This is a genomic window from Vibrio sp. Vf1514, assembly GCF_052076135.1.
Classification (GTDB): Bacteria; Pseudomonadota; Gammaproteobacteria; order Enterobacterales; family Vibrionaceae; genus Vibrio; species Vibrio furnissii.
Genome location: NZ_CP197267.1, coordinates 941,647 through 967,746 on the forward strand (window position 1 = coordinate 941,647; position 26,100 = coordinate 967,746).

Genomic DNA, 26,100 nt, shown 5'->3' on the forward strand with positions numbered 1-26,100 from the left:
TTGATCGGTGTTACAAAAATGTAAACGCTTGTTTGATTTTTCGTTGGGCTGAGAATATTCTGGTCAGACCAATAAGGATAACGATAAAAGTGATGTCGCCATGTACCCACATCTGCTAAAGCCTTTAGACTTAGGATTCACTCAACTGCGCAACCGCGTCTTGATGGGATCGATGCATACCGGTCTTGAAGAACACAAGGAAGGACTCCACAAACTCGCTGCCTTTTACGAAGAGCGCGCCAAAGGTGGCGTTGGGCTTATCGTGACCGGCGGTTTCTCGCCCAACTTACGTGGGCGCCTGCACCCATTCAGTGCCGAATTTAGTAAAACCAAACATGCCAAAGCGCACAAGGTGGTGACGGAAGCGGTTCATCGTCACGGCGGTAAAATTGCGCTGCAATTGCTGCATGCAGGGCGCTACGCCATGCATCCATTTTCTCAAAGTGCGTCGTCCATCAAAGCGCCGATCGCCAAGTTTGCACCGAGTGAAATGAGCCCACGTCAGATTCGCAAAACCATCGACGCGTTTGCCAACAGCGCGGAACTGGCCCAACTGGCGGGCTACGATGGCGTCGAAGTGATGGGCTCGGAAGGGTATTTGCTCAACCAATTTATCTGTAAGCGTACCAACATGCGCTACGACGACTGGGGCGGTAGCTACGAAAACCGCATTCGATTCCCCCTCGAAGTGGTGCGCGCGATTCGCGAAGCCGTTGGCAAAGAATTCATCATTATCTTCCGCTTGTCGATGCTCGATTTGGTCGAAGAAGGCAGCACGTTTGAAGAAGTACTGATGCTGGCGAAAGCGCTGGAAGCGGCTGGTGTTACCATCATCAACACGGGCATTGGCTGGCATGAAGCGCGCATTCCGACCATCGCGACGCAAGTGCCGCGCGCCGCATTCACGTGGGTGACGGAGAAAATCAAACCGCACCTGAACGTGCCCGTCGTGACGTGTAACCGCATCAATACGCCGGAAGAAGCAGAGAAAATTGTCGCCAGCGGGCAGGCGGATCTGGTGTCGATGGCGCGTCCGTTCTTGGCAGACCCAGAATTTGTTGCGAAAGCGGAGCAGGGCAAATCGGCGCTGATCAACACGTGTATTGGCTGTAACCAAGCGTGTCTCGACAACATTTTCCGTGGCAAACGGGCAAGCTGCATGGTCAACCCGCGTGCCTGTTATGAAACTGAAATTGTGGTGCAACCGGCGAGCGTGAAGAAGAAAGTTGCGGTGATTGGCGCCGGTCCTGCCGGTCTTGCCAGTGCAACGACGCTTGCAGAGCGGGGGCATGAGGTTGATTTGTTTGAGCGCAATGACCGCATTGGCGGCCAATTCCGCTTGGCGATGCAGATCCCGGGCAAGGAAGAATTTCGTGAAACCATTCGCTATTTCGCCAACCGTTTGGATGAAACGGGCGTGTGTTTGCACCTCGACACCGAAGTGACGTATGACATGTTGGCGGGGTACGACGAGGTCGTGATGGCGTCTGGCGTGGCGCCGCGCAAAGTGAAGATTGAGGGGGTGGATAACCCAGAGAAAGTGGTCGATTACCAAACGCTGATTCGCGAAAAAACACCGGTCGGCGAAAAAGTCGCTATCGTTGGTGCTGGTGGCATTGGCGTGGATGTGGCGACCATGATCACCGAACCTCAAGGGCACCATCTAGACGATTGGTTGCATGAATGGGGCATTGATACCGACATTGCGCACCCCGGCGGTTTGTATCCTCATCCGGATTCGGTCAGCGACAAAGAAGTGTGGCTGCTGCAACGCCGCAAAGGTCGCGTGGGTCGTGGCCCGGGCAAAACCACCGGTTGGATTCACAAACGGACGTTGGAAAAACGCGGCGTGCATTTAGTTGGTGGCGTGCGTTATGACAAGATTGACCCGCACGGGTTGCACATTGCCATTGATGAGCAGCAACGCTTATTGGAAGTCGATACCGTGGTGATCTGTGCCGGTCAAGAGTCGGTTCGTCCATTTGAAGACCAATGGGCGCAACTGGGCGATAAACTGCATGTGATTGGGGGGGCCGATCATGCCGGTGAGTTGGATGCGGTGCGTGCGATTCGCCAAGGGGTGACGTTAGCCATCAAACTGTAAACGGACGAGCGTAGAGCACGACTGAGCATGACAAAAAGGCGCCTTGAGCGCCTTTTTTATACCTCAACCTTGCAGTTACAGGATGACGGTCTTGTTGCCGTAGACAATCACATGATCGTTGAGCACTTTGCCCAGCGCTTTGCTCAGCACGCTCTTTTCTACATCGCGGCCTGCTTGCGCCATGTCTTGTGCACTGAACGTGTGATCGACGGGAATCACGTCTTGTTTGATGATCGGCCCTTCATCGAGATCGTTGGTCACGAAGTGGGCTGTCGCGCCGATGATCTTCACGCCGCGTTCATACGCTTGTTGGTATGGTTTCGCCCCAATAAATGCCGGCAGAAAGCTGTGGTGAATGTTGATGATTTTGTGGTGGTATTTTTCCACAAAGCCCGGCGTTAACACGCGCATGTACTTCGCCAGCACCACGTAATCCGGTTGGTACTGGTCAATCACTTCCAGCATGTTTTGCTCATGCTCTTGGCGGTTGAGCCCTTCGTGAGACACGCAGTGATACGGAATATCAAACTTCTCCGTCAGTCCTTGCAGGGTGTCGTAGTTCCCCGCGACAGCAGCGATGTCCACATCCAGACTGCCGTCAAAGTTCTTCATCAGAATGTCGCCTAGGCAATGTGCTTCTTTGGTCACCAGAATCACGATGCGTTTGCGGCTGGAGTCGATGAGTTTACGCTTCGCACCTTGCGGCAGCGCTTGGTCTAAATCGGCCAGCAGCGTTGCATCGTTGAAGTAACCTTCCAGCTCGGTGCGCATGAAAAAATGGCCGCTGGTGTTATCCACATACTCGCTGTTGTGAATGATGTTGAGTTGGTGCTTGTAACAAATATTGGTGATTTTAGCGATCAAACCTGGGGCATCTGTACAATGCGTGAGGAGCGTTTTCTTTTCCATTAATACAACTTCCGTGCATTTCTTTTATTCTGAAATCCCTCGTCAACCGGACACGCTACTTCTCGTGGACTTGTGGTTGGTGCGCTGAGCACTGCAACCCCAAGTTGTCGGCGTTTATTTGTCCAGTGCGCTGGGATGCATAACAAGATGGGCGACTCAGAACGGTCGGGCAGCCCAAAATATAGCGTCTATAATTAATCTATTCTCACATCGGTTTCAACAACTATCAGGGGTGCTGCGGGTTGACGGTGGTTTAACCCCCAGCTTTTTGTGTGCTTTCAAGGTGGTGTTTATGGATAAAGAACTGCTTGCGCGTAAGTTGTATGTTGAACGCGTTTCTGAACTGATGGGCGACCAACCCATCAATCAAGCGTTGCTCGATACGTTATGGGACAATAAAGCCTCACCCGCGGAAGCGGCACGCGTGATGTCCCAGATGGGCACCGGCTACGATGCCCCGCCTTGGATGGCGCGTTATCTGAACCGGCGTTAATTTGTCTTTGTGAACCTGTCTTCGTGAACCTAGCTCTTCATGAACTTAGCTTCGTGAATCTGGCTTCATTAACCTGGTGACGTTATCTTGGCTTCGTGCACTAGATTGGTTTTTCTTCGATGTATTCCTGCATATCGGCGCGTGCGTAATCCGATTCGCGCCTTGTGCAGAAACCTGCCATAATCGCGTCATTCTATTCTTCGTCAGCTCTTTCGATGATTGCAAAAACGTTCTCTCAGCAAGGCGCGCTCGGGAAAGCCATACCGGGCTTTCAAGCTCGTCAGGCACAAATTGACATGGCCGAAGCCGTCGCCAACGCCATCAAGCAAAGCTCTCAACTGGTGGTGGAAGCCGGAACCGGAACGGGTAAAACCTTTGCCTATCTGGTGCCTGCGCTGTTGAGCGGTAAAAAAGTGATCATCAGCACCGGTTCCAAGAACCTACAAGAGCAGCTATTTCATCGCGATTTACCCTTGATGGTTGGTGCGCTGGGGTTTCATGGCAATGTGGCCCTACTCAAAGGGCGAGCCAACTACTTGTGCTTGGATCGCCTCAGCCGCCAAATGGTGGAAAGCCATACCAACGAAGCAGACCCGACGCTGTTGACGCAATTGGTCAAAGTGCGCAGTTGGGCGTCGGAAACCAAAACCGGCGATTTGGGTGAATGCGATGACTTGCCCGAAGACAGCTTGGTCATTCCGACCATCACCTCAACCAACGACAACTGCTTGGGCAAAGAGTGTCCGAGTTATCAGGACTGTTTTGTCTCGAAAGCGCGCCGCAAAGCGATGGATGCTGACGTCGTGGTGGTCAACCATCACCTGTTTTTGGCCGATTTAGCCATCAAAGAAACCGGTTTTGGCGAGTTAATTCCCGAAGCGGATGTGTTCATTTTCGATGAAGCGCACCAGTTGCCGGATATCGCCAGCCAATATTTTGGTCAGTCGGTGTCCAGCCGCCAGATTCAAGAACTGGCGAAAGACATCGAGATTGGTTACCGCACCGAAGCCAAAGACATGCGCCAATTGCAGAAAGTCGGCGACAAACTGGTGCAGTCAGCCATGGATCTGCGCATTGTGCTGGGGGAGCCGGGGTATCGCGGAAACTGGCGCGAAGCGCTGCAATCGCCATCGATTTCACGCGAGATTGAACGCGTGCTGGATAGCCTCAATTTTGCCATTGAGGTGCTCAAGCTGGCGCTGGGGCGCAGCCAACTGCTCGATACTGCATTTGAACGAGCCAATCTTATTAAAGGGCGCATCGAGCGCGTGTGCGATGTGTCGATCACGGGTTATTCCTACTGGTATGACACCACGCCGCGCCATTTCAGCTTGCACATCACGCCGCTTACCGTGGCGGATAAATTCCATGAACAGATGGAAATGAAGCAGGGGGCGTGGATCTTCACCTCGGCCACACTGGCGGTAAATGACGACTTTGGCCACTTTACCCATCGCTTGGGGCTCAAACCCGTCGCGCAGTTTTCTCTGCCAAGCCCGTTCGATTATGAGCAGCAGGCCAAATTGTGCGTGCCGCGGTATCTTCCAGAGCCCAATAGCCCGGGGTTGGCGGACAAACTGGTGCGTATGCTGGCACCGGTGATTGAACAAAACCAAGGGCGCTGTTTCTTTCTCTGCACCTCGCACAGCATGATGCGTGAGCTTGGCGAACGCTTTCGCGAGCAATTGACGCTGCCAGTGCTGATGCAAGGGGAAACCAGCAAACAGAAAACCTTGGCTGAGTTTATGGAACTGGGCAACGCGCTGTTGGTGGCCACGGGCGCCTTCTGGGAAGGCATCGATGTTAGAGGCGACACGTTAAGCTGTGTTATCATCGACAAACTTCCGTTTACTGCCCCCGATGATCCGCTACTCAAAGCACGCATCGAAGACTGTAAGTTGCGAGGTGGCGATCCGTTTGCTCAGGTGCAACTGCCTGAAGCGGTGATCACCTTGAAACAGGGTGTGGGACGACTTATTCGAGATCAGAAAGACAAAGGGGCGTTGATCATCTGCGACAACCGCTTGGTGACACGCGACTATGGCGGCATTTTCCTCGCCAGTCTACCGCCGATTCCGCGCACGCGGGATCTGACGGTGGTGAAAGACTTTCTGCAACATTTATCAGAAACTGCAATAAATTAGAGATATTCATGAGCGCAAAAATTCTTGCCTTAGATACCGCAACAGAAGTCTGTTCGGTTGCTTTAATGGTGGGCGACACACTATACAGCCGCAGTGAAGTGGCGCCACGCGACCACACCAAGAAAATTCTGCCGATGGTGGATGAGGTGTTGAAAGAAGCGGGTGTTACGCTGCAAGAATTGGATGCATTGGCCTTTGGTCGCGGACCGGGCAGCTTCACCGGTGTGCGCATTGGCATCGGAATTGCACAAGGTTTAGCGTTTGGTGCCGATTTACCCATGATAGGTGTCTCGACATTGGCGGCAATGGCGCAAGGCGCCTACCGTGAACACGGCATGACGCGCGTCGCAACCGCGATTGATGCACGTATGAGCGAAGTGTACTGGGGCCGATTCGAGCGTCAGGCGGATGGCACTTGGTTGACCATTGATGACGAGTGCGTGATTGCGCCAGAAGCGCTATGTGAAAAAATCGATGCCGACAGCACCCCGTGGGGCACGGCAGGGACTGGCTGGGATGCATACAGCGATGCGCTGGCAGCGCTGCCTTTGACGCGTCAAGACAGCGGCGTGTTGTATCCGCAAGCGCAGGATATGGTTGTCCTCGCGGCGCAAGCGTTGGCCAATGGCGAGACTTTGGCGGCGGAAAATGCCAGCCCGGTGTATTTGCGTGACACCGTGGCATGGAAAAAACTGCCGGGCCGCGAATAATCCCGGCGATCTTAGGCAAAGGCAGGCGTTAAGGCTTGCCTTCAATGAGCAGGAACAGCATGGTTTCAATTAACGGACTGCCTCCTTCGCGGATCCCCAATACCCATCGGGCTTCCAAAGCGAAAAAGAAAAATGAGGTAAGCAAGGGATCGAGTGAGGTGGCGCAAACCACCAAAGTCGCGACCGCTGTTTCCAATTTGATTCGTCACGTCGATCCGGCGGACATCAATCGAGCGCAATTGCAGTACGATCTGCCGGAAGGTCGGTCACGCAAAGCACTCGAAGAGTACATGGACGTGATGAACCGAGCGCGAAAAGAGGAACTTGCTCAGATGCTTGGGGTCGATATTTATATCTGATCGAATGGGACGTAACGATGAACACTTCTCCAATCCAACTGGTTTTTGTCGCGCTCACAGCCTTGCTGTTGTCGGCCTGTGCGTCCCTGCCTGAGGAATTAACAGCCACCAGTGACGCTGTGGTGACCGACTATGCCACCTGGACTCAACTCGACCCAGCGCAACACCATGAAGTACGTTTGGGCGGGGTGATCGCCAAGGTGACTAATCTGGCCCATCAAACCCGTGTGGAAGTGGTGAATTTACCCGTCGATAACGCAGGTCGTCCCAGCTTAACCAGTGAGCCTCAAGGCCGCTTTGTCGCTTATGTGAAGGGCTTTCTCGATCCGGTCACTTACGGTGAGGGACGTCTGATCACGCTGGTGGGCACCACCGGCGAGCCTGAACGGGGCAAAGTGGGCGATTTCGAACAGTTATTTCCGGTGATGAATGCGCACGGCCATTATTTGTGGCGCGTGACGGAACGCGTCGTCATTGATGACACCGGCCCTTATCTTTTCCCATGCCGCAATTTCTATTGTCGCCATTTTGATGATTACCCTCGCAATGGCCGAGTGATCCAAGAAGTCAACTAATGCTTCAAGCTCGTAGTTATCGTATCGCGGAAGGCCGTCTCGCCGCCTTGGAGATGGGCAGCGCCGAAACCGCCGAGACGTCATTAATTTTTGTCCATGGTTGGCTTGATAATGCCGCGAGTTTTCAAACGGTGATGCGCGAGCTTCATCGCCTGAATCCCGATTGGCATCTGTGCGCAATCGATTTACCAGGTCATGGTCACTCCGACCACAAATCTGGCCACAGTTTTTACCCATTTCATGACTATATTGACGATATTTACCAGCTTTTGGTTAACTTTTCGTCAAACAGACGGGTGTTAGTCGGCCACTCTCTTGGTGCTTTGATCGCAAGTTGCTATAGTGCCGCCTTTCCTGACCAAGTCGCAGGATTAGTTCAGATCGAAGGCTTCGGCCCACTCGCGGAATCTCCAGCCCTCAGCGTTCAACGATTACGTCACGGCGTGATGAGTCGTCAACGCATTCGACGCAAACCCGAACGGGGTTACGCCAGCTTGGAACAAGCGCTTGAGCGCCGTGTCGCGGCCAATCAAATTGCGGCCGAACTGCTTGCTCCCATCGTCGAGCGCGGCATCGCGTTGGTGGGGGAGCAATGGCGCTGGCGACACGACAGCAAACTCAAGAGTGACTCGTTATATCGCATGTCGTGGGAACACGCCCAAGCCGTGTTGGCAGAAATACGTTGCCCGCAGCGGATTATCTTGGGGGATCAAGGTTTTCAACATTTGCAGCACGATCGCCGCATTTCACCGAACGATCGTCTAGAGATGTTTACCATTCCGGGTGGTCATCACTGCCACCTCGAACAACCTTCATGCGTCGCAGAACTAATTTTTGGCTTAGTTAACAAAATTTAAACAAGTGTTTGAGTCTTTCGTGCTCAAGCACGTCGGCTGTGCTGTAATAGCGTTCATACTCATAACGATAAAAAATACGCCAGCCAATTACGAGGAGTATTACCGTGGATAAACCTTGGCTCTCACGTTATCCAAGCGATGTACCGGAAACTATTAATCCTGACCAATACCTGTCATTGGTTGAAATGTTCGAACAGTCTGTACACAAATTTGCCGACCAACCGGCCTTCATCAATATGGGCTCGGTGATGACGTTTCGTAAACTGGAGGAGCGGAGCCGAGCGTTTGCGGCTTACCTGCAGAATGAACTGAAACTGAAAAAAGGCGATCGCGTCGCACTGATGATGCCAAACCTGCTGCAATACCCTGTGGCGCTGTTTGGTATCCTGCGTGCGGGCATGATCGCGGTCAACGTGAACCCGCTCTACACGCCTCGCGAATTGGAACATCAGCTTAATGATGCCGACGTGCGTGCCATCGTGATTGTGTCCAACTTCGCCAACACCTTGGAACAGATTGTGGCCAATACCCAAGTGAAGCACGTGGTGCTCACCAGTTTGGGCCAAATGTTGCCACGTGCGAAAGGCACGCTGGTGGATTTCGTGGTGAAATACGTCAAAGGCATGGTGCCGAAATATGACCTGCCGGGCGCGATTTCCATGCGTAAAGCGCTACACAAAGGCCGCCGCTTGCAATACGTGAAACCGTTTATGTCGGGTGAAGACATCGCCTTCCTGCAATACACCGGCGGAACGACAGGTGTCGCGAAAGGGGCCATCCTCACGCACCGCAACATGGTTTCGAACGTACTACAAGCCAAAGGGGCGTACGGCGCAGTCTTGCGTGAAGGCCGCGAATTGGTGGTAACTGCATTACCGCTGTATCACGTCTTTGCACTGACCGTGAACTGCTTGCTGTTTATCGAAATGGGCGGCAGCAACCTGTTGATTACCAACCCGCGCGATATTCCAGGCTTTATCAAAGAGCTGCAAAAACATCAGTTTACCGCTATCACGGGAGTGAATACGCTGTTTAACGCGCTGGTGAACAACGAAGATTTCCATGAACTGGACTTCTCCAAAATGACATTGTCGGTGGGCGGTGGTATGGCGGTGCAACGTGCAGTCGCGGAGAAATGGAAAAAGATCACTGGTATCCATTTGCTCGAAGGCTACGGTTTGACCGAATGTTCGCCGCTGGTGACGGGTAACCCATACGATTTGGCCGACTACTCTGGCGCGATTGGTTTGCCAGTGCCATCGACCGAAGTGCGTATCGTCGATGATGAAGGCCATGTGCTGAATTTCGACCAAACGGGCGAATTGCAAGTGCGCGGTCCGCAGGTGATGCAGGGCTACTGGCAACGTCCGGAAGCGACGAAAGAAGTCATCAACGAAGAGGGTTGGTTGTCGACCGGTGACATCGTGCGCTTTGACGAAGACGGTATGATCTACATCGTCGACCGTAAGAAAGACATGATTCTGGTGTCGGGCTTTAACGTGTACCCGAATGAGATTGAAGACGTGGTGGCGCTGCACGGCAAAGTACTGGAAGTGGCCGCGATTGGTCAGTCGCATGAAGTGTCGGGCGAAGTGGTGAAAATCTACATCGTGAAACGCGACCCGAGCCTGACGAAAGAAGAAGTGATCACGCATTGTCGTAAACATCTGACCGGTTACAAAGTACCGAAACTGATTGAGTTCCGCGAAGACCTGCCAAAAACCAACGTCGGTAAAATTCTGCGTCGCGTGCTGCGCGAAGAGAATGATGCGGCTTTGGCTGAGCAGAAGAAAAGCGCGTAACGCACTTCCCTAAAAAATGATGCTACAATGCCGACCTTAACCGTCGGCATTTTTTATTCCCCCGGGTTGTTAATGCCCATCAGGGAGATACAAAGCGAGCCTTTTGTGAATTATCAGATAATTGATCAACTCAACGATTTAGAACGTGTGTGTAGCCTAGCGCGAGACGCAGACGTAGTTATGCTGGACACCGAATTTGTCCGCACCCGAACGTTTTACCCGCAGCTTGGCTTGATCCAGTTGTTTGATGGTGAAAACCTGTCCCTGATCGACCCGCTCGCCATGGACGAGATGACGCCGTTTGTCGAGCTGCTGCAAGACACCTCGGTGTTGAAAGTGTTGCACGCGTGTGGGGAAGACATTGAAGTGTTCAAAACCAGCTTTGGTTGCGTGCCATTTCCAATGGTCGACACCCAGATCATGGCGGCATTTCTGGGCTACGGCCTGTCGACTGGCTTTGCGGCATTGGCGCACGATCTGCTCAATGTCGAGCTGGACAAGAGCGAGTCGCGCACCGATTGGTTAGCGCGTCCGCTGTCGCAAAAGCAGCTTGAATACGCTGCCGCTGACGTGTTCTATCTGATGCCTATGTATGAGCAACTGCTGGAAAAAGTCACGCAAGCGGGCTGGTGGGAGGCGGCGCAGCAGGAATCGGAACTGCAAGTCGAGAAACGTACGCGCACCACCGATCCGGAGATGGTTTATCTCGACATCAAAGGTGCGTGGCAACTGAAACCGAAAGAGCTTGCGATCCTCAAACCGCTGGCGACGTGGCGTTATCAAGAAGCCATGAACCGCGATTTGGCCCTCAACTTTGTGATTCGTGAAAACGATCTGCTGACCATTGCCCGTTTGGCGCTGCGCAGCCCGAAACGCATGGAAGAAGAAGGCATCGATCCACATGCGATTCGCCGCCACAGCACCAAGATGATCAACATCGTCAAAGCCGCGCTGCAAACTCCGGCTGAACACTACCCCGAAAAAATTGTGCCACTGATGGATTACCCAGGGTACAAACAGCTGTTCAAAAAGCTCAAAGACGAAGTGAAGAATGTCTCGCAATCGTCAGGTTTGGCGACCGAGTTTTTGGCTTCGAAAAAACAGCTGAACCAACTGCTGAGCTGGGTGTGGAATAAAGACAAAGATCCGGAAAAACTACCCGATGTGATGCAAAACTGGCGTTTGCCTCTGCTCGGTGAAAAGCTAGAAAAATTAGTGTAATTGCGAAACCGGCCTTGGGCCGGTTTTGTCTTTTTTCCCGCCGAAACATCACAGTACATGTGAGTTTACATTCGTGTTGAATCGGACTCGGGTTGAATATTTTTGGCCGCAAACAAGGCATGCCATACTCGTGACTGGTATGGACAACGTCACATAAGGAATCCCATGACAGCGACGCAATATCTCAACGATTTGAACCATCGTTATCTTCATCTTCATCGCGTGAAAGAAGACTTTTTCTGGGACACGTACATGGGCATCAGTGATGACCATGACGGTTCGACTCAGGCGCAGACAGCGTGGACACAATTTCTCAGTGCCGGTGAACAGATTCAGGCCATTCGTGACCAAATCGACGCTGCGCAGGCCATTCCGGACGCGCAGGAAAAACGCAGCACGCTGGCCGGGTTGGAAGGTTGGCTGGCGATGTTTGAGTCGCATGCGCTGGAATCGGAAGCCGCGCAGCAACTGAAAGCCAAGCTGATTCAGTTTGAAGCGGATCTGTTTGAGAAAAAACAGAAGCACCCGCTGTATTACACCAATGAGCAAGGTGAACCGGTCGAAGCCTCTCTGGTGACGCTGGCGGCGACCATCCGCACCAGTGATGTGGAAGCGGTGCGTCAAAGCGCGCATCAAGCGCTGCTTGAACTCGAGCAATGGCTGCTGCAAAACGGCTTTATTGAATTGGTGAAGATGCGCAACGAATTTGCCCGGACGCTGGGCTACCGCACTTTCTTTGACTATTCGGTGGCGAAGAAAGAGAAAATGACCAGCGATGTGCTGTTTGCCATTTTGGATGATTTTGAAGTGCGCACTCGCGACAGTCATCAGCGCAGCTTGAGCGCATTGGCCGCAGAAAAAGGCGAAAGCGCGCTGACTGGATACAATTTCATCTTCTCATTTGCGGGCGATGTGATGCGCGATTTGGACCCGTATGTGCCATTTTCCCGCTCGCTACGCCGTTGGGTTGAGTCGTTTGGCCGCTTGAATATCGACTATTCTGGTGCAGAACTCACCTTGGATCTGCTTGATCGCAAAGGCAAATATCCGAATGGTTTCTGCCACGGCCCGATCCCGTCGTTTTACGACCAAGGTCAATGGGTGGCGGCGAAAGTGAATTTCACCAGCAACGCCAAACCGGACCAAGTCGGCAGTGGCTACGATGGTATTAATACACTCTTCCACGAAGGCGGCCACGCGGCGCACTTTGCCAACGTGAAACTGAATGCACCGTGTTTTTCACAGGAGTTTGCCCCGACGTCAATGGCGTATGCGGAAACGCAGTCGATGTTCTGCGACAGCTTGCTCACCGATGCCGACTGGCTGAAAACCTACGCCTTCAATGCTCAAGGTGAAGTGGTGCCGGATGAGGTCATCAAAGCCATGGTTTACAGCCGTCAGCCATTTAAGGCGTACGAAGAGCGTAGCATTTTGTTGGTGCCGTACTTTGAACGCGCGCTGTATCAATTGCCGGATGAGGCGCTGACGCCAGCGCGCATTACGGCGCTGATGCGTGAGACGGAGCAACGTATTATTGGTTTGGCGTGCAGTCCGCGTCCGCTGCTGGCGATTCCCCACTTGTTGTCGGACGAATCGGCATGTGCGTATCACGGTTACTTGTTGGCACACATGGCGGTTTACCAGACCCGCGCGTATTTCTTGGATCAATTCGGTTACTTAACCGACAACCCGCATATCGGTCCGCTATTGGCGCAGCACTATTGGCATGATGGCAACCAAGTGTCGCACAACGAGACGATCATTCGTCTTACAGGGGAAGGCTTTAACGCCAAGTATCTGGCCGACATGTGTAATCAATCTGCCGAGCAAGCGTGGCAAAGTCAGCTCAAGAAAATTGAAGGGTTGTCTGCGCGTCAGCAAGCACCTGTCGCGTCACTCAATGCGACGATTCGCGTCGTGGATGGCGCGCAAGAGCTGGCGAGCAACGTGGTGTCCGACGAACAGATGTGCGCGCAGTTTGAGTCATATATTGCTGAGCACTACGGCTGTTAACGAAATGACGCCGTCTCACAATGAAAAAGAGCCGACTCAGTCGGCTCTTTTTTTACTTTTCGTCATCCGGTAGCTTGACGTTCAGCTCCAGCACAGAGATGTCGTCATCTTTGTGTTCAAAGGAGAGCTCAACCATGCTCGGATCAATCGCGACATATTTGGCGATCACTTTCAGAATGTCTTCTTTCAACTGAGGCAGATACGTCGGCGCTGGATCGTTCTGGCTGCGACGTTCAGCGACAATGATTTGCAAACGCTCTTTGGCAAGACTGGCTGAAGTTTTCTTTTGTGGTCGGAAAAATTCAAGTAATGACATTGTGCTTTAGCCCCCAAAAAGTCGTTTAAAGATGCCTTTTTTCACTTCGGTCAGGAAACGAAACTCAACAGTTTGCCCCAGCAAACGCTCGACCGTGTCGTCGTAAGCTTGGCCTGCATCGGATTGGTCGTCAAAGATCACCGGTACGCCTTTGTTCGACGCATTCAGCACCGCTTGGCTTTCTGGAATCACACCCAACAGTGGCACGTGTAGAATTTCTTCGACGTCTTCCACGCTCAGCATGTCACCTTGTGTCACACGCGCTGGGCTGTAACGTGTCAGCAGTAGGTGCTGTTTGACGGGCTCTAACCCTTGTTCTGCACGCAGTGATTTCGAATCCAGAATGCCCAGAATGCGGTCAGAGTCACGCACAGACGAGACTTCAGGGTTGGTGGTCACAATCGCTTCATCGGCGTAGTACAGCGCCATCAGTGCACCTTGCTCGATGCCTGCGGGTGAATCGCAGATGATGAATTCAAAGTCCATTGCTTTGAGTTCATTGAGCACACGCTGCACGCCATCTTTGGTCAGCGCGTCTTTGTCGCGGGTCTGAGAGGCGGGAAGAATGAACAGGTTTTCGTTGCGTTTATCTTTGATCAGCGCTTGGTTTAAGGTGGCTTCACCGTTGATAACGTTAACGAAGTCATACACCACGCGGCGTTCACAGCCCATGATGAGATCCAAGTTACGCAGACCGATATCGAAATCGATCACCGCAGTTTTCTTGCCCTTGAGTGCTAAGCCTGACGCAATGGCTGCGCTGGAGGTCGTTTTACCGACGCCGCCTTTTCCTGACGTAACGACAATGATGCGTGTCATTTAATAATTTCCTTTCGAATTTTAAATGGTGAGTAGTTCAAAATGGAGTGACTCTTCAGTCATGCTGAGCATCACTTTCTTCTGCCAGAACTCACTTTCAATCTGTTCACTCAGCCAGTAGTTACCCGCGATGGACACCAGCTCAGCTTGTAAATCATGACAGATAATTCTTGCTTCTTTTTGACCACTGGCGCCGGCAATCGCTCGGCCGCGCAGTGTGCCATGAATATGAATCGAGCCATCGGCAATCACTTCAGCACCGGGGCTCACGTGATTGAGGATCACTAAATCGCCATCTTTGGCGTACACCTGCTGTCCGGAGCGAATGGGCGTACGGACGATGGTTGTTGGCGCCATTTTTGCCGGCGCTTTCGCTGGGTTGTTGCTGGCGGTCATCACGGCAAAACCGGCTTCCGACGCCAACGACTGACAGCGTTTATCTTTGCAGCCCGTGACACCGACCGGGATCAAACCCGCGTCGCTAATGCCATGTTTGAGGGCGAGAAAGTCGATGTCGCCATCCACTTTCGAAATATTGATCACCACCGGTGCGTTGGCGAAGAACGCCGGGGCTTGCGCCACTTTCTGTTTCAGAAATTCGACCGTGTTGGCGATTTGGTTGTCAGAAAGGTGCAAAACTGACAAAGTAAAGCTACTACCTTTTAGGTCAGGTGTATTAGACATCGTAACGTTGACCTCAATAAACTCTTGGCTACATAGGAAAGAGCGTTGCCCGAGACTAGGGAAGTCATGTTATATTCAGCGCCTAGACGCAGCAAGTCATCTTGCGGTCAAATGAGTGATTTAGACTCAATTTTATCAAAAGTTGATCATTTATAGACAAATTCAGCCGCGACGCGGGTTCAAGACAACAAAAGGCTTCTCATGCTTTGTTCTATCTACAAAAGTTCTAAGAAAGACGGTACCTATCTCTACATCCCGAAACGCGACGATTTTTCACAGGTCCCTGACACTCTGATGCAGATGTTCGGTAAACCTGTGTTCGTGATGCTGGTGAACCTCGAAAAACGTCAGCTCGCGCAGGTGAATGTGGATAAAGTGAAAGCGTCGCTGCAAGAGCAAGGCTTCTTCTTGCAACTGCCACCACCACCAGAGAATTTGTTAGAAAAATACAAAGAAGAAAAGGCTCAGCGCAAATCCTGAGCAAGGATGACTCGGGGAGGGCATCTTGAAAAAATTATTGTCAGTGATTCTGGGATTCACACTTTCCGCACCGGTATTGGCGAACGATTTAAGCTTCGAACAATACGTCGAAGGCCTCAAACAGCAAGCGCGTCAGGAAGGCATTTCTGAGCAAATATTGAGTGACGCGTTTCACGATGTGCAATTTAAACCTCGTGCGGTGGTGGCTGACCGCAATCAGCCAGAGAAAAAGCTGACCTTGGATGAATACATTCCACGTGCCGTGCCTGCGTGGAAAGTGAACCAAGCGCAAGCACTGTACGAAAAGCATTACGATGAACTGCAACGCATTGGCAAGGCGTACGGCGTGCAGCCGCGCTTTATTGTCGCGCTGTGGGGGGTAGAAAGTAACTTTGGTGCGCACATGGGGCGTTACAAGGTGATTGATGCCTTATCAACCATGGCGTATGAAGGTCGCCGTGAAGAGTTCTTCCGCAAAGAAACCATGGCTGCTTTGCAGATCCTGCAACAAGGCCACATCAATGCCGAGGACATGAAAGGCTCATGGGCTGGCGCGATGGGGCAATGTCAATTCATGCCGAGTTCGTTTTTAGCGTTCGCCGCTGATGGTGATGGCGATGGCAAGAAAGACATCTGGGGCAGCAAAGAAGACGTTTTTGCGTCAACCGCGAACTACCTCAGCCAATCCGGCTGGGATGATAAGTACACGTGGGGACGCCAAGTGAAAATTCCCAAAGGGTTTGATCACACACTGGAAGGCCGTCAGGCTGAAAAAGGCAAGTTCTTGCAAGAGTGGAGCAAACTGGGCATCACACGTTATGACGGTAAGCCTCTGCCGAAACTCGATGAAGACGTGAAAGCGTGGCTGATCATGCCGGATGATGAAAGTGGTCGTATTTATCTGGTGTACAACAACTACAATGTCCTGATGAAGTGGAACCGCTCGTATTACTTTGCGCTCGCGGTGAGCCATTTAGCGGACCGCATCAAGTTTTAACCTCAAAGGGCTCGCGAGAGCCCTTATTGCTAATTACCGATTACTTATCGCTGATTAGTTATGACTGATTACTTATGACTGAATGCGTTTTGCTTTCAGCCCGTTCCCAACATCGCGCTGTTCGGTGTTGCAAGCCACAACAGGAGTTGCCGTGTTAGCCGACCGAGCCAGTCAGATGGTGATGTTCGCCGCGTTAATCAAACATCAGAGCTTTACGGCAGCGGCGCGCAATTTGGGCGTGTCGGTGTCGCACGTCAGTAAGCAACTGGCGCAACTGGAAGCGTCGGTGGGGATTAAACTGGTGCAGCGTACGACGCGCAGTTTTACCGTCACCGAAGCGGGGGAGTCTTTCTACCGCCATTGTGAGCAGTTGGTAGCGCTGGTGAGCGATGCGGACAACGAACTGGTGAACCAGCGCGAAGAAGTTTCGGGGCTGCTGCGGCTGGGCTTGTCTCAATCATTTGGCTCGCTGCATGTGCTGCCTGCGCTGGAAGAGCTGCGTCAGCAGTATCCGAATTTGCAGGTTGAAGTGCACCTGTTCGACTACAAGATTGACATGTTGAGCGAAGGGCTCGATTTGTGGATCACCAGCAATGAACACCTGCCGGAAGGTTATATTGCTCAGCGACTTGCGGAGTGCAAATTTGTCGTGGCAGCGTCGCCAGATTACCTACTGCATCATTCGACGCCGCAATTACCCAACGATCTGTTGGATCACAATTGCTTGATCTATCGCAGTTGGGATCGAGACTACACACGCTGGGCATTTCGTAACCGTGAGCAGCAGTTGAGCATCAAAGTTTCCGGCAACTATTCAGTCGATTTGGCTGAAGCGGTGCGTGATGCAGCGGTGTCTGGGTGGGGGATTGCGTATTTGGCGACTTACCTCATCCGCGATGAATTTCGTACGGGTAAACTGATTCAACTGTTGCCGGACTGGCAAGCGAGTCAAAACATGCCATTTTATGCGGTGTATCCAAGTCGGCAGCATCTCCCGAAGAAAACCTCAGCGGTGATTGAATTCCTCAAGCAGAAAATTGGCGAACCGTGTTATTGGGATACGAAACTGGAACCGTATGTTCGCTTGCCGATGTTGTGAGCGATTATTTCTCGGTCTCAAAACATTTTTTCCATATGGAAAAACAAGGTAAAAGCAAACGTTTAATAAACGTAAAATCAATGAGTTAATCTTCACGCTCATTTCTCCTCTTTTCTGAACACACGCAATTAACAAACTCGAGTTGCGCACACGTTTTCCTGCTATACAATCCGACGCCTTTCCGGTTTCCCTTTTATTTGGATGGCGTTATGTCTTCTCTCATTGGTGTTGTGGCAATCTTGGTGATTGCTTGGCTACTTTCTACAGATAGAAAAAATATTAATCTGCGTACGGTTGCGGGGGCATTTGCGCTGCAAGTGATTTTTGCGCTGTTGGTGCTGTATGTGCCAGCGGGCAAAGAAGTACTGCATACCGTGACGGAAAGTGTGTCGAATCTGATCAACTACGGCCAGGAAGGCATTGCGTTTATTTTTGGTGGCCTTGCGACCGGCAGCGTCGGTTTTGTGTTCGCTGTGAACGTGCTGGGCATCATCGTGTTCTTCTCCGCCCTGATCTCGGGCTTGTACCACATTGGCTTGATGCCGAAAGTGATCAACCTGATTGGCGGTGGCATTCAAAAGCTGCTGGGCACTGGCCGTGCGGAGTCGCTGTCTGCAACTGCCAACATCTTTGTGGGCATGGTCGAAGCGCCGCTGGTGGTTAAACCGTACCTGAAGCAGATGAGTGATTCACAATTCTTCGCAGTGATGACCTGTGGTTTGGCATCGGTTGCGGGCGGTACGCTGGTGGGCTATGCCTCACTGGGTGTGGATTTGAGCTACCTGATCGCGGCGGCGTTTATGTCTGCGCCTGCGGGCTTATTGATGGCCAAGTTGCTGGTACCAGAGCAAGGCACTGTTGATGTGCACGTGGATACCAACGAGCTGGATCTGCCAAAAGCGACCAACGTGGTGGAAGCGGTGGCTGATGGCGCGATGTCGGGGGTTCGTATCGCGGTCGCTGTGGGCGGAACGCTGCTGGCGTTTGTCAGTGTGATTGCGCTGCTCAACGGCATGCTGGGTTGGGTCGGTGGCCTGTTTGGTATCGAACTGAGCTTCCAACTGATTCTGGGTTACCTGTTCGCCCCACTGGCGTGGCTGATTGGTATTCCATGGAACGAAGCCATCACGGCAGGTTCTCTGATCGGCAATAAGATCGTGGTCAACGAGTTTGTGGCCTTCATCCAACTGATGGACGTGCAATCGCAATTGAGCGCTCACTCACAAGCGATCGTCACTTTTGCCTTGTGTGGTTTTGCCAACATTTCCAGCATGGCGATTCTGATTGGTGGTCTGGGCAGCTTGGTGCCTGAGCGCCGCAGCTTTATCTCAAAATACGGTTTTCGTGCCATTGCCGCTGGCGTTCTGGCCAACCTGATGAGTGCGTCGATTGCCGGTGTGATTTTGTCGCTGTAATCGCAAGCGTTATTCGACGCCCGATAAAAAAGAACCCCAGCCTTGGCTGGGGTTCTGTGCATTTACCGCTGAAGAAACGACATCACTTTTGGGTGTGGTATTGCTCACAGGCCAACATGGTGTTTTCGATCAGGCTGGCAACGGTCATTGGGCCAACTCCGCCCGGAACCGGGGTGATGAAGCTGGCGCGCGTGCGCGCTACATCGTATTCCACGTCACCAATCAGTTTACCGGTATCAAGACGGTTAATGCCGACATCGATCACCACGGCGCCTTCTTTAATCCACGCGCCAGGAATGAAGTTCGGTTTACCTACTGCAACCACCAGCACATCGGCTTGACGAACGTGGTGTTCGAGATCTTTGGTGAAACGGTGACAGGTGGTGGTGGTGCAACCGGCCAGTAACAGTTCCAGTGTCATCGGGCGACCGACAATGTTGGAAGCACCCACGATGACCGCGTGTTTGCCGCGCAGTGGAATGTTGTAACGATCCAGCAGTGTGATGATGCCTTTCGGTGTGCAAGAGCGCAGTTTGGGAATGCGCTGCGCCAAACGACCCACGTTGTATGGGTGGAAACCGTCGACGTCTTTTTCGGGAATGATGCGCTCTAACACGTGTGTTGAATCGATGCCCGCAGGCAGCGGCAACTGAACCAGAATACCGTCGATTTCAGGATCATTGTTCAACTGTTCGACCAGCGTTAACAGTTCTTCTTCGGTTGCAGTGGCGGGTAAGTCAAACGACTTCGACACAAATCCGACTTCCTCACAAGCGCGGCGTTTGCTGCCTACATACACTTGAGACGCGGGGTCTTCACCCACTAAAACCACAGCCAGACCAGGCGCACGCAGTCCTGCTTGAGTGCGCGCCTTAACACGGGCCGCAACTTCGGAACGTACTGTCTGTGAAATGAGTGTTCCATCAATATTTTGAGCAGTCATGACTTTCCTTACACATTCGTAGTGAAAATTTTTGCGCGCATTGTCGCAGATATTTTGAAGAACATCTATAAGCAAACGTTTGCTTTGTTCTGTTTTTCAGCACATATTGATTGAGTGACAAAATTTTGCTCATTTGAAACATAATGTTAGACAAAGCCGTTGATTTCACCTTTCTAACTCGTATAATCCTGTCCCTGTAGCGCGCCCTTAGCTCAGCTGGATAGAGCACGTCCCTTCTAAGGATGTGGTCGTAGGTTCGAATCCTACAGGGCGTGCCATTTATTCTATAAGGCCTGACAGCTTATGAAGTTGTCAGGCCTTTGTCGTTTTGAGGATTTATAGTCGGCTAGCCGCCTCTTTTCAAACACACACTGATCCGCACCATTAGTTTCTCATGCAGGTATCATCGACTAACTTTTTCTACAACCATGCCACTTTGCTCTGCAAAGTGAATCAATCGAGTGATATTGCTGAGGCTCCACTGGTTGGTAATGGCTATCACCTCGTCGTTAGGCAACGTAATTAGCGCGTCTTCATCGCTGTGGAAACGGCGAATTCTACCTTGAGGTATATCATCCGCTAGGATGGCAATGCGTCGTCTTACTGGCTCGTTAAATGCGTTGAGTACATCATTTAAGCTTTGTGGCTGATGCTTCTCAATCCAGTCAGTGACTAACGCGAGCGCGAGGTGACGCTTTTTATAGGTATGGCCGTTATAGCGATACTCTGAGTAATCTTTATCGCCTTTTTGAACGCTTGTGCGCTGCTCGGCACGCTTCTCGCGGAACTTCACCTGGTACTCTTCTACCTCGGGTACAGGGATGATCTGCTCAGCATTGATCAGTACATCTTCTTTGTAGCGATAGGGCGTGAGGCGCACACAACTGATATCGATGCCTTTGTCACGCAACCACAAGACAGAAGTGGTGAGTTCTTTACCGAAGTCTGCTGAGGCTAAAACGATTCGAACATCGTTACCAAAGTCATCCAAGCTGTTTTCATCGAGATCGACAAACTCCAGAATGGCTTCGCGGGCCTCAATCTCTTGGCCTTCTTTCTTTAGGTACTGGGCATAGTAGTCACAAGCTTTGTCGAACGTCATGGTAGAGATCATTGCGGCATAGCGCAGCGCTTGCAGTTCCATGTGCGCACCGATTTCATCCCGTTTTAGCTCGATGACGACTAAGTTGGCATTTTTGTCGATAGCTAATAGGTCGATACGGCGACGGCTGTCTTCCCAGTCTGAAAACTCTTCTGATATCACCAAACAATCAGGCGCGATGGCATCAATACAGCCTTTCAGCGCTTCTTGTAAATCGTGCCGCTCTTGCAGCCCTTCGGCTGCAAAAGTAGTCGGTGTCAGTGCGGTGAGGTTTTTATTGGCGATATTGTATAGGCTCATGGTTATACTGCTTGTTCAACAATTGCATCGGTAAGTTGAAATTGAGTGATTTGGTTTTCTTGAACCTTTTGCTTTAATTGCTCGCATATATCGAAAAAACAACCCACGATATCAATAATTGCTGTTTGAGTTGCAACTGGAGGAAGGCAAATCAATAAGTTCTTAATTTGCTCTCTTGATACATTTTTCATTGAGCTACTGGTGCCGCCAGCTACTTGTGAATAGTAATTTCGAGCAAATTGGGAGTTGTTGAATAAATTAATGTAATGGCTGCTAACTTTATCTGAAAACCGAAAGCGAATTATTTTATCACTCATCATTAGGTGCGTAGGCGAATCGTTAGGCACAATAACTGCTTTTGCTACTAAATCAGCGGTGTTTGCTCGTGAAATAAGGAAATCGCCATCTTGAACCTCAAGGTGTTCTCGTGGTGCAAGAGAGTTTGGTAGTTCTTTGTTTTCCATAGGATTATACTGGTTCCAAGTTACTGCGCTAACTTTAAGAACCCCCCAGTTATCTTCAGATCTGGGTGTGTCCAAACATTTCGGACTCCATCCCGCTTCCGAGCTTAGTTCCAAGTCCCCTAATCGACACCACTCCCACCCATTCGGCAGTTCAAACGGCTTTTCATCTTCAGAAATCGGTGGTAGCGATTTTTCCTTTTTAATTTTCTTCTCTTTGACTAGCTGCGCTTTTTCTTCCGCAATTCTTTTCAGTAACTCAGCAGCAGGTTCATCACTTGGATCTTGTGGAACCAGCTTACCCATCACCGCCAGTTGTAGAATGGTTTGCTTGAGCTGGTCGATGCTTTCTTCAGTAGTGAATAAGGTATCGAAATGCTCACTGATTCGCGCCCAGTTTTGCATTAACTCGTTAGCATCGGCAGAGTTGGTGAGTGTGTCCAACAGAGTTGTTACCAGCACTTGATGCGCTTCGATACTGGCTTCGGTTTGTTGCTCTAACTGATCACAGAGCGTCATTAGCTCATCGACTTTGGCGACGATGCGGTGTTGCTCGGTTAGCGGAGGTAGAGGAATAACAAACTTAGCTAAGTCTGATGCTGACAAGTTCGGTTGAGCAGTACCATTGTCATATTTTCTGATATTTGATAGAGATAATGGCGACTCGAAAAACTTCAGAAGATACTCTGGAATAACGCTCTTTTCTGGTTTTACTATAACTAAAGAAGATGCAATAGCACCTATTCCAAAGTTCTCAACAATAGCGCATTTCCCTAGTGAACCTCTCAAGCAGAACAGAATGTCACCATCATTAAATTTACCAGCTCTAAGTAAGTCGAATCGCTCTTGAGTAATGTAAGTCATCTCAGCTTCGTTAATACGACTATTTACGAGATGCCCTGCATTTACAAATGGTATGCCTGATTCAACAAGTACTGATTTATTTGGATAGTTTTTGCTACGATCACCATTCTCCAAGATTGACATATACCCGATTCGAACAAGTTCCCACGATTTGGGTAATCCTTCGATTATTTCGCTTTCACTAATAGCAGGTAATTGCTTTGGATTTTTGATCTTTTTCTCTTTCACCAACAGTGCTTTTTCAGCCGCAATGCGTTCAAGCAACACTGAAGCAGGCTCGTCATTAGGATCTTGAGGAACAAGCTTTCCTCGCACAGCTAACTCTAAAATTAGCTCACGCAGCTTCTTAACACCGTATAGCTCCAGTTTCTTGCTGCTACCACGACCAGAGGTCGATCTGGTCTTTACTGTTGAAGTCCAAATATCAATATGTTCGGTAATTAACTTATTCATAGGAGATTGGTCCACAGCCATTATTGCTCTCCATCTTGCTTTTTACCTTGAATGGTAGAGCTAAGCGCATCACCGAGAATGCCTTTCAGTTGGTCACGCAGTGCTTTTATATCTTGTTGCTGCTGCTGATAGCTCGCCAGTAACTCTTCAGGATCATGGCTAACGACTTCATCTTGATACGGGTTTTTAATATCAAGGTTAAAGTTGCGCTCGATAATATCTTCAATCGACACTTTCCAAGCTTGCTTGGTCTCGATGCGGTTAGCAAACCCGTCAGCCTCGTTCCCCCACCAATCGATCTCTTGCTGGAACTCCTCAAACTTCATCGGTTTGGTTTTGCTGTAGTTCTTCACGCCTTCTGGGTAAGGGTGCTCATAGAACCACACTTCTTTGGTCGGCTGGCCTTTGGTAAAGAACAGAATGTTGGTCTTAATACCCGTGTATGGGTTGAACACGCCATTAGGTAAGCGAACAATCGTGTGCAGGTTACACTCTTCCGTTAGCATCTTTTTGATTTTGGTTTTTACACCTTCACCAAACAAGGTGCCATCAGGTAATACCACACCAGCGCGACCCTCTTTATCCAATACTTCGACAATAAGTTGCAAAAAAAGGTCAGCCGTTTCACGAGTCTGCATTTCGGCTGGGAAGTTCTTTTCAATCCCGTCTTCTTCTGTGCCGCCAAACGGTGGGTTAGTTGCAATCACATTGATATTGCTGTCCCAGTTTGAAAGGGGCTTGTTAAGCGTGTTGCCGTGCTTGATCTGCACAGGGACTTCGATGCCGTGGAGCATCATATTGGTGATACACAGCAAATGTGGCAGTTGTTTCTTCTCTACACCATGGATTTGCTTTTGCAGAGTTTGGTGGTCGGCTGCGCTGGTCACGTAGTTCTCTTTGACGTGATCGAACGCGCAAGCCAAGAAACCGCCCGTACCGCAGGCGGGATCCATAATTTGTTCGCCTAGCTTTGGATCCAGTCTGTTGACGATAAAACGAGTCACCGCGCGAGGGGTGTAGAACTCACCCGCATTACCTGCGCTTTGTAGGTCACGGAGGATTTGCTCGTAGATGTCACCGAACAGGTGGCGTTCTTTAGAGTCAGTAAAGTCGATCTCGTTGAGCTTGTTAATCACTTGGCGCAGCAGTGTGCCATTTTTCATGTAGTTGAAAGCATCACTAAAGGCTTCTTTCACCACAAAACCACGAGGATTGGTGTCTTTCGGTGCAGTTAGGTTTTTTAAACCAGGGAATAGGTCATCATTGACGAATTCCAGCAGTTCATCACCTGTAATGCCTTGGTTATCTGCCGCCCAGTTTCGCCATAAGTATTTTGCTGTGATGGGTTCGCGGTAATCATCCTGCTCAAACTCTAACTCTTCTTCTTGAGCATCAAACACTTTTAGGAATAAAAGCCACGACATTTGGCCTAAACGCTGCGCGTCACCATCCACACCTGCATCTTTACGCATGATGTCTTGAATAGACTTGATCACTGAACTGATTGACATAAAGTTCTACTACTAACTGACTGAAAAAATTGGGGCAGATTATAGCATTGCTACGTCAGTGTGAGTACTGAAAAGGGGAGAGGCGGTGCCCAATAACGATGGAGGTTAGTGGGCATTTATATCTATGAGAACTATATAAATTAATGGCTTACGGATTGTTGATTCATGTTCACTTTGCTCCTTAAGGCAAGGTACAACACCCAAGTGATGAACGCATCAGCAGTAATGCCCAAGCCGAACATTATGGCGATTCGTTCAAGCGTAGGGACAAAGACACCGATTTGATAAAGCACAAAGGCACAACCGTAAAACAAGGTGTTTACGATAAGTGATTGATACAGCATTAAATCCGTGCGTCCAATACCATAAAAGTAACTGTCGATGACATTGTTTAAGCTGAAAATGACATAGAACGCAACCATTAGCCAAACTAGACTGGTGATTGATTCTGGGTTCTCTATCCCCATGACATTGGCGATAAAGCTGTTCCAAAGCGGTGCGGTGATCATCCAAACAGCAACGATTCCTAACGTGATCCAAAGGTAGCTATTGACTCGCTCAGATGTTAATCCATCATTGGTCGCGGCATCTTGCTTGACCAGTTGTCCTAATGTCAAAACGGGAAGGAGTAACCAACCCCAAATGAATTGATTCGCAACCCAGAACGTTCCCGCTTGTTGTACTTGGTTGATAAGCTGAAGAATCATGACAATAAAGGCAGTATTACGAACGAGCGACTCAAGCCCTGACTTCCATCCAATCTTTGCCCATTCTTTAAGCCACTGCGATTGCTCTCTTCTAGAAAACTTGAAGCTCAGCGTGATCCCTGATTTAGATAAATAAATTAGGGCAAACAGCGCGAGAAGACTGTTGACCACGATATTACTCAGCGCAATACCATTCACGCCTAACTGGAGGGAGTAGGCGAATTGACTAACAAAGACGCTGTCACAAAGGATTGTCATGAGCGTTTGTACTACTAGAAGTCCATACAACGCCTTGCGTTCATTTTTTAGCACGAGAACCAAAGACAAAAAAGCATAGACGCTGGAAAGTAGAATAGCGGCAGATTCCAATCGAATGTATTGGATCGTTTGGGTCAATAATTCAGCCTGTTGCTGCATCGCATCAACAAAGTTCGGGGCTAGCCACAAAACCATTAAGGTCGCCACAAAGTAGCAAACTAAGGTAACCAAAAGAGATAGGCTGGCTCGGTCGCGAAAAGCTTCATTCCGATGAATCACTCTGCCTAGAATAAATGCTAAAGGGATGAGTAATGCTTCGCTGAGGACTTCATATCCTACATTGAGCCATGCAACTTGTGCTGCAATACTAAAAGTCCAGGGGCTAGGGATGCTGCCCAAGAAATGGATTCGTGTCGTTGAGTAGATTAATGGTATTAAGCTTGTCAGGATCAGCACTAGCCACAGTTGGTAGTTGATTGTTTTTATTTGATGATGTTTCAATTT

Annotated in this window: 23 protein-coding genes and 1 tRNA gene; 15 read left to right on the forward strand and 9 right to left on the reverse strand. The window is 50.4% G+C overall.

Going from position 1 to position 26,100, the window contains the following annotated elements; all coding sequences use genetic code 11:
* Positions 1-100 precede the first annotated feature (100 nt).
* Complete coding sequence (locus ACS18Q_RS04420) at positions 101-2,104, forward strand: FAD-dependent oxidoreductase (RefSeq protein ID WP_441257436.1); 2,004 nt, start codon at positions 101-103, stop codon at positions 2,102-2,104.
* A 75-nt stretch (positions 2,105-2,179) separates the two neighbouring features.
* Here ACS18Q_RS04420 and purU read toward each other — a convergent pair whose 3' ends face one another.
* Complete coding sequence (gene purU / locus ACS18Q_RS04425; RefSeq protein ID WP_441257437.1) at positions 2,180-3,013, reverse strand: formyltetrahydrofolate deformylase; 834 nt, start codon at positions 3,011-3,013, stop codon at positions 2,180-2,182.
* A gap of 292 nt (positions 3,014-3,305) precedes the next feature.
* On the opposite strand from purU, the gene ACS18Q_RS04430 reads away from it, so the two are divergent.
* From ACS18Q_RS04430 to ACS18Q_RS04470, 9 genes are all read left to right on the forward strand, one after another.
* On the forward strand, positions 3,306-3,506 hold the full coding sequence (locus ACS18Q_RS04430) for a hypothetical protein (protein WP_004726590.1): 201 nt from the start codon (positions 3,306-3,308) through the stop codon (positions 3,504-3,506).
* A gap of 215 nt (positions 3,507-3,721) precedes the next feature.
* Positions 3,722-5,650, forward strand: coding sequence for an ATP-dependent DNA helicase (locus tag ACS18Q_RS04435; protein WP_014205446.1), 1,929 nt, complete (start codon positions 3,722-3,724; stop codon positions 5,648-5,650).
* 8 nt (positions 5,651-5,658) lie between these two features.
* Entirely contained in the window at positions 5,659-6,360 is a 702-nt protein-coding gene (gene tsaB / locus ACS18Q_RS04440) for a tRNA (adenosine(37)-N6)-threonylcarbamoyltransferase complex dimerization subunit type 1 TsaB (protein WP_441257438.1), read from the forward strand.
* Between the two features lie 59 nt (positions 6,361-6,419).
* Positions 6,420-6,719, forward strand: coding sequence for a chromosome partitioning protein ParA (locus ACS18Q_RS04445; protein ID WP_441257439.1), 300 nt, complete (start codon positions 6,420-6,422; stop codon positions 6,717-6,719).
* A 17-nt stretch (positions 6,720-6,736) separates the two neighbouring features.
* Positions 6,737-7,294, forward strand: a complete 558-nt coding sequence (locus ACS18Q_RS04450; RefSeq protein ID WP_441257440.1) for a Slp family lipoprotein — start codon at positions 6,737-6,739, stop codon at positions 7,292-7,294.
* Positions 7,294-8,151 carry an alpha/beta fold hydrolase gene (locus tag ACS18Q_RS04455; protein ID WP_441257441.1) on the forward strand — a complete coding sequence of 286 codons (858 nt, stop codon included), beginning with the start codon at positions 7,294-7,296 and terminating at the stop codon, positions 8,149-8,151. The genes ACS18Q_RS04450 and ACS18Q_RS04455 overlap by 1 nt, the downstream gene beginning before the upstream one ends.
* 104 nt (positions 8,152-8,255) lie before the next feature.
* On the forward strand, positions 8,256-9,953 hold the full coding sequence (fadD, locus tag ACS18Q_RS04460) for a long-chain-fatty-acid--CoA ligase FadD (protein WP_441257442.1): 1,698 nt from the start codon (positions 8,256-8,258) through the stop codon (positions 9,951-9,953).
* Positions 9,954-10,058: 105 nt separating this feature from the next.
* Positions 10,059-11,174 (forward strand): ribonuclease D, encoded by a 1,116-nt coding sequence (gene rnd / locus ACS18Q_RS04465; RefSeq protein ID WP_014205442.1) that lies wholly within the window; start codon positions 10,059-10,061, stop codon positions 11,172-11,174.
* A gap of 165 nt (positions 11,175-11,339) precedes the next feature.
* Complete coding sequence (locus tag ACS18Q_RS04470; protein ID WP_441257443.1) at positions 11,340-13,187, forward strand: M3 family metallopeptidase; 1,848 nt, start codon at positions 11,340-11,342, stop codon at positions 13,185-13,187.
* Between the two features lie 52 nt (positions 13,188-13,239).
* Here ACS18Q_RS04470 and minE read toward each other — a convergent pair whose 3' ends face one another.
* From minE to minC, 3 genes are read right to left on the reverse strand one after another with little or no spacing between them, the layout of a single operon-like run.
* Positions 13,240-13,503 carry a cell division topological specificity factor MinE gene (gene minE, locus ACS18Q_RS04475; RefSeq protein WP_004726580.1) on the reverse strand — a complete coding sequence of 88 codons (264 nt, stop codon included), beginning with the start codon at positions 13,501-13,503 and terminating at the stop codon, positions 13,240-13,242.
* Positions 13,504-13,509: 6 nt separating this feature from the next.
* Positions 13,510-14,322: a septum site-determining protein MinD gene (minD, locus tag ACS18Q_RS04480; protein WP_004726579.1), complete on the reverse strand. Its 813-nt coding sequence runs from the start codon at positions 14,320-14,322 to the stop codon at positions 13,510-13,512.
* A gap of 21 nt (positions 14,323-14,343) precedes the next feature.
* A complete protein-coding gene (minC, locus tag ACS18Q_RS04485) occupies positions 14,344-15,006 on the reverse strand; it encodes a septum site-determining protein MinC (RefSeq protein WP_038151349.1) in 663 nt (220 codons plus the stop codon).
* Between the two features lie 201 nt (positions 15,007-15,207).
* On the opposite strand from minC, the gene ACS18Q_RS04490 reads away from it, so the two are divergent.
* The 4 genes from ACS18Q_RS04490 (at position 15,208) to ACS18Q_RS04505 (ending at position 18,997) form a co-directional block, all read left to right on the forward strand.
* Positions 15,208-15,486, forward strand: coding sequence for a YcgL domain-containing protein (locus ACS18Q_RS04490; protein WP_004726577.1), 279 nt, complete (start codon positions 15,208-15,210; stop codon positions 15,484-15,486).
* A 25-nt stretch (positions 15,487-15,511) separates the two neighbouring features.
* Positions 15,512-16,483, forward strand: a complete 972-nt coding sequence (locus tag ACS18Q_RS04495; protein ID WP_441257444.1) for a lytic murein transglycosylase — start codon at positions 15,512-15,514, stop codon at positions 16,481-16,483.
* A gap of 151 nt (positions 16,484-16,634) precedes the next feature.
* Positions 16,635-17,582, forward strand: coding sequence for a LysR family transcriptional regulator (locus ACS18Q_RS04500; protein ID WP_014205439.1), 948 nt, complete (start codon positions 16,635-16,637; stop codon positions 17,580-17,582).
* A gap of 209 nt (positions 17,583-17,791) precedes the next feature.
* The gene (locus tag ACS18Q_RS04505; protein ID WP_014205438.1) at positions 17,792-18,997 is read left to right on the forward strand and encodes a NupC/NupG family nucleoside CNT transporter; all 1,206 of its coding nucleotides are present in this window, start codon (positions 17,792-17,794) and stop codon (positions 18,995-18,997) included.
* Between the two features lie 82 nt (positions 18,998-19,079).
* Here ACS18Q_RS04505 and folD read toward each other — a convergent pair whose 3' ends face one another.
* The gene (gene folD / locus ACS18Q_RS04510; protein WP_055466290.1) at positions 19,080-19,940 is read right to left on the reverse strand and encodes a bifunctional methylenetetrahydrofolate dehydrogenase/methenyltetrahydrofolate cyclohydrolase FolD; all 861 of its coding nucleotides are present in this window, start codon (positions 19,938-19,940) and stop codon (positions 19,080-19,082) included.
* A gap of 201 nt (positions 19,941-20,141) precedes the next feature.
* Here folD and ACS18Q_RS04515 point away from each other — a divergent pair.
* Positions 20,142-20,218: transfer RNA gene (locus tag ACS18Q_RS04515), tRNA-Arg, on the forward strand.
* Positions 20,219-20,343: 125 nt separating this feature from the next.
* On the opposite strand, the gene ACS18Q_RS04520 is transcribed toward ACS18Q_RS04515, so the two are convergent.
* The 4 genes from ACS18Q_RS04520 to ACS18Q_RS04535 form a co-directional block, all read right to left on the reverse strand.
* On the reverse strand, positions 20,344-21,342 hold the full coding sequence (locus tag ACS18Q_RS04520; protein WP_441257445.1) for a hypothetical protein: 999 nt from the start codon (positions 21,340-21,342) through the stop codon (positions 20,344-20,346).
* Positions 21,343-21,344: 2 nt separating this feature from the next.
* Positions 21,345-23,141 (reverse strand): restriction endonuclease subunit S, encoded by a 1,797-nt coding sequence (locus tag ACS18Q_RS04525; protein WP_441257446.1) that lies wholly within the window; start codon positions 23,139-23,141, stop codon positions 21,345-21,347.
* Entirely contained in the window at positions 23,141-24,631 is a 1,491-nt protein-coding gene (locus ACS18Q_RS04530) for an N-6 DNA methylase (RefSeq protein ID WP_441257447.1), read from the reverse strand. Before ACS18Q_RS04530 ends, ACS18Q_RS04525 begins: the two co-directional genes overlap by 1 nt.
* A gap of 140 nt (positions 24,632-24,771) precedes the next feature.
* The gene (locus ACS18Q_RS04535; protein WP_441257448.1) at positions 24,772-26,097 is read right to left on the reverse strand and encodes an MATE family Na+-driven efflux transporter; all 1,326 of its coding nucleotides are present in this window, start codon (positions 26,095-26,097) and stop codon (positions 24,772-24,774) included.
* Between the last annotated feature and the right edge of the window lie 3 nt (positions 26,098-26,100).